The organism is Streptomyces phytophilus, from assembly GCF_013870535.1.
Taxonomy (GTDB): domain Bacteria; phylum Actinomycetota; class Actinomycetes; order Streptomycetales; family Streptomycetaceae; genus Streptomyces; species Streptomyces phytophilus.
On the sequence record NZ_JACBXC010000395.1, the window covers coordinates 1 to 4,860 of the forward strand.

The following is a 4,860-nucleotide window of genomic DNA, read 5'->3' on the forward strand; positions in this document are numbered from 1 at the left end:
GTGCGGCGGGCAGGCCGCCCGCGGGACCGTCGACCCGCAGCAGGGCGAGGTCCCCGAGCCACTCGTCGTCACCTTCGGGTACGGGGTCGCCGTCGCGGGTGCGCGGCGGGATCCAGTGCGCCACCCGGGCGGTGAACTGCCGCGTGCGCGCCGCGCCGTGGACCGTGACCGCCAGCTCCGCGGACCGCGGCGGGCGGGATTCGAGCATGGGCCGGGCGAGCGCGGCGTTGACGACGTGGGCGCAGGTCAGCACGGTGTCGTCACCGAAGACGAAGCCCGCGCCCGCCGGCTTCTCGGCGTCGGCCCGCAGCACGGTCACGACGTGCAGGGCCGGGTCGTCCGCCGGGTCCCACGCGGATCCGAACCATCCCACCCGTCACTCCCCCCGGGGGGCGGGACCGGCCTCGGCGCCGTCCGGCCGCCAGCACGCGGTGACCGTGAGGTGGGCCTGTGCGGTGCCGCCCACGATGCCGAGCCGGAGGTCCTCGCCGACCTGGACGCCCAGGGTCACGGTGATCTCGGAGGGCGGTCGCGGAGCGGCGGTGACGGCGTCGTGCACTCCCTGCAGCAGCGGCGCCAGCGGCTTCAACGTGGTGCGCAGCGCCCCTGCGGACAGCCCCGCGACGGCCCGGCCGACGGCGCCGACGGGAACGGCCCGCCCCATGCCGTCGGGCGTGTCGTCCGGTGCCGGGGGCTCCGCGGCGCCCGCGGCGGGGGAGAGCAGGAACCGGACGGGGGTCCCGTCGTCGAGGTCGAGGTCAGACGATGTGTTCACGGTTCGTATTCTCGCGGGCAACTCGCCCTGGGGGAATGGAACTTCGGCCAACCCGCCGGCATGCGGGCGCTCGTACGCCCCCTCGGCGGTGCCCGCACTCCACTCCGTCCCGGCGGCACCCGAACGGCCCAGTCGGCGGGCCCGTCCCGGCCTTTCCGCTCAGCATGGAGGCATGGAAGCCGAGCGAATACCGGGAATCGACCCCACCGCCACGCCCAGCGGGGATGGCTGCGCCGACTGCCTGGCCAGCGAGGCGCCTGGCTGGTGGTTCCACCTGCGGCGCTGTGCCGCCTGCGGGCGCATCGGCTGCTGCGACTCCTCGCCGTCGCAGCACGCGAGCAGGCACGCGCGCGAGAGCGGCCATCCGGTGCTGACCAGCTTCGAGCCCGGCGAGGACTGGTTCTGGAACGCGGAGACGGGGCAGTTCCTCGACGGGCCCGCCATGAGCCCGCCGACCGCGCACCCCGACGCCCAGCCGGTGCCGGGCCCGGCGGGGATGGTCCCGCCGGACTGGCAGCAGCACCTCAACTGAGAGCCGGGAGCTGTCGATGACGAGTGTGCTTCCCGCCGCCGACCCCTGGCCCGCGCTGCGCGTACGGGACTGGGCGGAGACCCGCGAGACCCTGCACATGTGGACCCAGATCGTCGGCAAGGTCCGGCTGGCGCTGGCGCCCATGGTCAACCACTGGTGGCAGGTGCCGTTGTACGTGTCCGCCCGCGGCCTGACGACGTCCGCGATCCCGGGCCGGCGCACCTTCGACATGGAGTTCGACTTCGTCGACCACCGGTTGCTGCTGCGCACGACCACCGGCGCCGTGGAGTCGGTCGCGCTGGAGGCCAAGCCGGTCGCCGACTTCTACCGCGAGACGATGGACGCCCTGCACCGGGCCGGGATCGACGTCACCATCCTGGCCCGCCCGGTCGAGGTGGAGGAGGCGATCCCGTTCGCCGAGGACCGCACCCACACCTCGTACGACCCGGACCACGCGCGCGCCTTCTGGGGCCAGTTGGTGCAGGCCGCACGCGTGCTGGCCGAGTTCCGCTCGCGCTTCGTCGGCAAGGTCAGCCCCGTGCACTTCTTCTGGGGCGGCATGGACCTGGCCGTCACCCGCTTCTCCGGGCGCACGGCGCCCACGCACGCCGGCGGCACCCCCAACTGCGCGGACTGGGTGATGACCGAGGGCTACTCCCACGAGCTGAGCAGCGCCGGCTTCTGGCCGGGCGGCGACGGCGAGGGCATGTTCTACGCGTACGCCTACCCGGAGCCCCCGGGCTTCGCCGACCACCCCGTACCGGCCGGCGGCTACTCGCGGGAGTGGAGCCAGTACCTCCTGCCGTACGAGGCGGTGCGCACCGCCGCGGACCCGGACGCCCTGCTGCTGGACTTCCTCCAGGCCACGTACGAGGCGGCCGCCGTCAACGGCGACTGGGACCGCGAGGCCCTGGAGGACGACCCCGCCCGCCGAGCCGCCCCGCGCTGAGAAGGGACGCCCATGCCAGCACAGCAGCCGGCCATCGACCTGGAGAACCTGCCCGCTCCCGGCACCGGGATGCTCGTCACGCTCTTCCTGACCGTCAGGCACGTCGCGCGCTCCCGGGCCTTCTACAGCGAGGTCCTGGGCGGACAGGTCGTCCTGGAGGAGAACCCCTGCATGGTCAAGCTCGCCAACTCATGGGTGATCATGAATCCCGGCGGCGGCCCGACCCCCGACAAGCCGGATATCTCGGTGGTGGACTACGAACCGGGCGACACCGTCTCCAGCTTCATGAACCTCCGCGTCGCCGACATCGACGCCGTCTACCGGGAGTGGAGCGCCAAGGGGGCCCGCTTCGTCACCCCGCCGATCGACCGCGGGGCGGAGAAGCGCTGCTACCTGCGCGACCCCGACGGCTACCTGATCGAGGTGGGGCAGGCCACCGGACTGCTCGAAGGCAGGCTCGCGAAGAAGCGCCCCGAGGACCTCCCCGGCTGAACGGCCCGGCCGCGGCGCGCGGTTGAGTGAGGCCGCCGGACCGACCGGTTCCACGCGGCAATCGGGTGATGGCCGCCGCCTCCGTGGAGTGGCGGGGGGATCGCCGACCCGACCGGCCGATCATGACGGCATGACTGTGCACACGGCTGACGAAGTGGCGTGGGTGGACCAGGCGATGGCCGGCCTGTCCGAGGCGGGAGTGCGGCTCATCGCGCTGAGCTGGGTCGACAACGCGGGCATCGGCCGGGTCAAGGCCGTGCCGCTCGGCCGCCTGCCGAAGCTCGCCGTCCACGGCGTCGGGATGTCCCCGGTGTTCGACACCTTCCTCGTGGACGACTCGATCGCCCGCGCTGACGGCTACGGCGGACCCGTCGGCGACCTGCTCCTGCTGCCCGATCTGAACCGGCTCACCCGGCTCGCCGCACAGCCCGGCTGGGCGTGGGCGCCGGCGGACCGGTACGACCAGGCGGGCGAGCCGTACCCGGGGTGCCACCGCGCCTTCGTCAACCGCATGGTGCAGGCCGCGGCCGGCCTGGGACTGAGCCTGCGGATGGGGTTCGAGACGGAGTGGAGCCTCGGCCCCGGCGGCCCGGGCGACGGCCCCGCGTACGGGCTGTCCCGGCTGGCGGACTCCGGGGCGTACCTCCTCGACGTCGTCGACGCGCTCACCGCGCAGGGGGTGGAGGTCCTCCAGATCCACCCGGAGTACGAGCCGGGCCAGTTCGAGGTCTCCACCGCCGCCGAGGACCCCCTGGGCGCCGCCGACACCGCCGTCCTGGTCCGGCACACGGTACGCGCCGTCTCGCACGCCCACGGCCTGCGCGCCTCCTTCGCCCCGCTGCCCGGACCCGAGGGCATCGGCAACGGCGGGCACGTGCACCTGAGCCCGTGGCGCGGCGGGCGCAACCTGCTGCACGGCGGTACGGGGCCGCGCGGCATGACGCCGGAGGGCGAGGCGTTCCTCGCCGGCCTGCTGCGGTCGCTGCCCGCCCTGACCGCGATCGGCTGCCCTTCCCCCGCGAGCTATCTGCGGCTGGCGCCGTCCAGCTGGTCCGGCGCCTACGGCTGCTGGGGCTGGGAGAACCGGGAGGCGGCGCTGCGCTTCGTCACCGGGCCGGCGAGCGAGGCGTCCCACCGCGCGAACGCCGAGCTGAAGTGCTTCGACCAGGCGGCCAACCCGTACCTCGTGGTGGGCTCGGTCATCGCCGCCGGGCTGGCGGGGTGCGAGGACGCGCTGCGGCTGCCGGAGGAGTTCGGGGCCGACCCGGGGCGCGCGGACCCCGGTGAGCTGGAGCGGCGCGGCATCGAGCGGCTGCCGGCCGGCCTGGGGGACGCGCTCGGGCACCTCAGGGGCTCGGTGGTGCTGCGCAAGGCGATGGGCGACCACCTCTTCGACGCGCTGCTGACGGTACGCGAGGCGGAGGACCGGCTCTTCGCCGACCGCTCCCGCGACGAGACCGTCGAAGCCACCCGCCGGCGGTACTGACCGGGGCGCCGCGGGCGTTCAGCCGAGCAGGCGCCGCAGCTCCTCGGCGAGTTCGCGGGCCCGGGCGAGGTCGGCGGGTGTCGGCGCCGGTGCCTCCCGCGGGGTGCCGGGGGGCTGCGCGGCGGTCCCCCCGGGCTCCTCGGGGGCGGTGCCGAGCGCGCTCAGCCGTACGGTCTCGGTGGTCTCGGAGACGTCGATGTCGAAGACCACGCGGTCGGCGCGGTGCCACGTGGTGAACCACTCCAGCGCGTGCCCGTGCTGGTCGGTGGTCTCGCCTTCGAGCATCAGCAGCGGCCCGCCGGGCTCGGTGCGCAGGGCCTCCGCGAGCATGTCGTCGGCGGCGACCGCGCGGACCTGCCGCCGGCCGCTGACCGGCCGCAGCCCGTAGTTCCGGGTGAGCAGCCGGTGCAGCGAGGCGTCGGTCAGGTCCTCGGCGCGCAGCCCCGGCACCTTCGCGGCGGGCAGCCAGGTGCGTACGTACGCCAGCGGGTCGCCGCCGACGAGGCGGAGGCGCTCCAGGCGCAGCGCGTCCGCCGTGTGCAGGAACGCCTGCGCACGCGGCGGCGGGGTGCCCGGGTCCAGCGAGCGGACGACGGTGTGCAACTCCTGCCCGGCGACGGCGAACT

General features: G+C 74.7%; 7 protein-coding genes. 4 read left to right on the forward strand and 3 right to left on the reverse strand.

The genetic code is table 11. The annotated features are described in order from the left end of the window. Both H5J30_RS17670 and H5J30_RS17675 read right to left on the reverse strand, forming a co-directional pair. Window positions 1-373: trypsin-like peptidase domain-containing protein (locus tag H5J30_RS17670; RefSeq protein WP_181788384.1), on the reverse strand; the 373-nt coding region annotated here is incomplete at its 3' end. A gap of 3 nt (window positions 374-376) precedes the next feature. Next, window positions 377-775 carry a CU044_2847 family protein gene (locus tag H5J30_RS17675; RefSeq protein WP_181788385.1) on the reverse strand — a complete coding sequence of 133 codons (399 nt, stop codon included), beginning with the start codon at window positions 773-775 and terminating at the stop codon, window positions 377-379. 172 nt (window positions 776-947) lie between these two features. Between H5J30_RS17675 and H5J30_RS17680 the strand changes: the two genes are divergently transcribed. The 4 genes from H5J30_RS17680 (at window position 948) to H5J30_RS17695 (ending at window position 4,234) form a co-directional block, all read left to right on the forward strand. Further along, the gene (locus tag H5J30_RS17680; RefSeq protein ID WP_181788386.1) at window positions 948-1,307 is read left to right on the forward strand and encodes a UBP-type zinc finger domain-containing protein; all 360 of its coding nucleotides are present in this window, start codon (window positions 948-950) and stop codon (window positions 1,305-1,307) included. A 16-nt stretch (window positions 1,308-1,323) separates the two neighbouring features. After that, entirely contained in the window at window positions 1,324-2,256 is a 933-nt protein-coding gene (locus H5J30_RS17685; RefSeq protein WP_181788387.1) for a DUF5996 family protein, read from the forward strand. Window positions 2,257-2,268: 12 nt separating this feature from the next. Next, a complete protein-coding gene (locus tag H5J30_RS17690; protein WP_181788388.1) occupies window positions 2,269-2,748 on the forward strand; it encodes a VOC family protein in 480 nt (159 codons plus the stop codon). Window positions 2,749-2,878: 130 nt separating this feature from the next. Continuing rightward, on the forward strand, window positions 2,879-4,234 hold the full coding sequence (locus H5J30_RS17695; protein ID WP_220189035.1) for a type I glutamate--ammonia ligase: 1,356 nt from the start codon (window positions 2,879-2,881) through the stop codon (window positions 4,232-4,234). 18 nt (window positions 4,235-4,252) lie between these two features. Here the strand turns inward: H5J30_RS17695 and H5J30_RS17700 are convergent. After that, on the reverse strand, window positions 4,253-4,860 hold a 608-nt coding region (locus tag H5J30_RS17700; protein WP_181788389.1), incomplete at its 5' end, for a GntR family transcriptional regulator.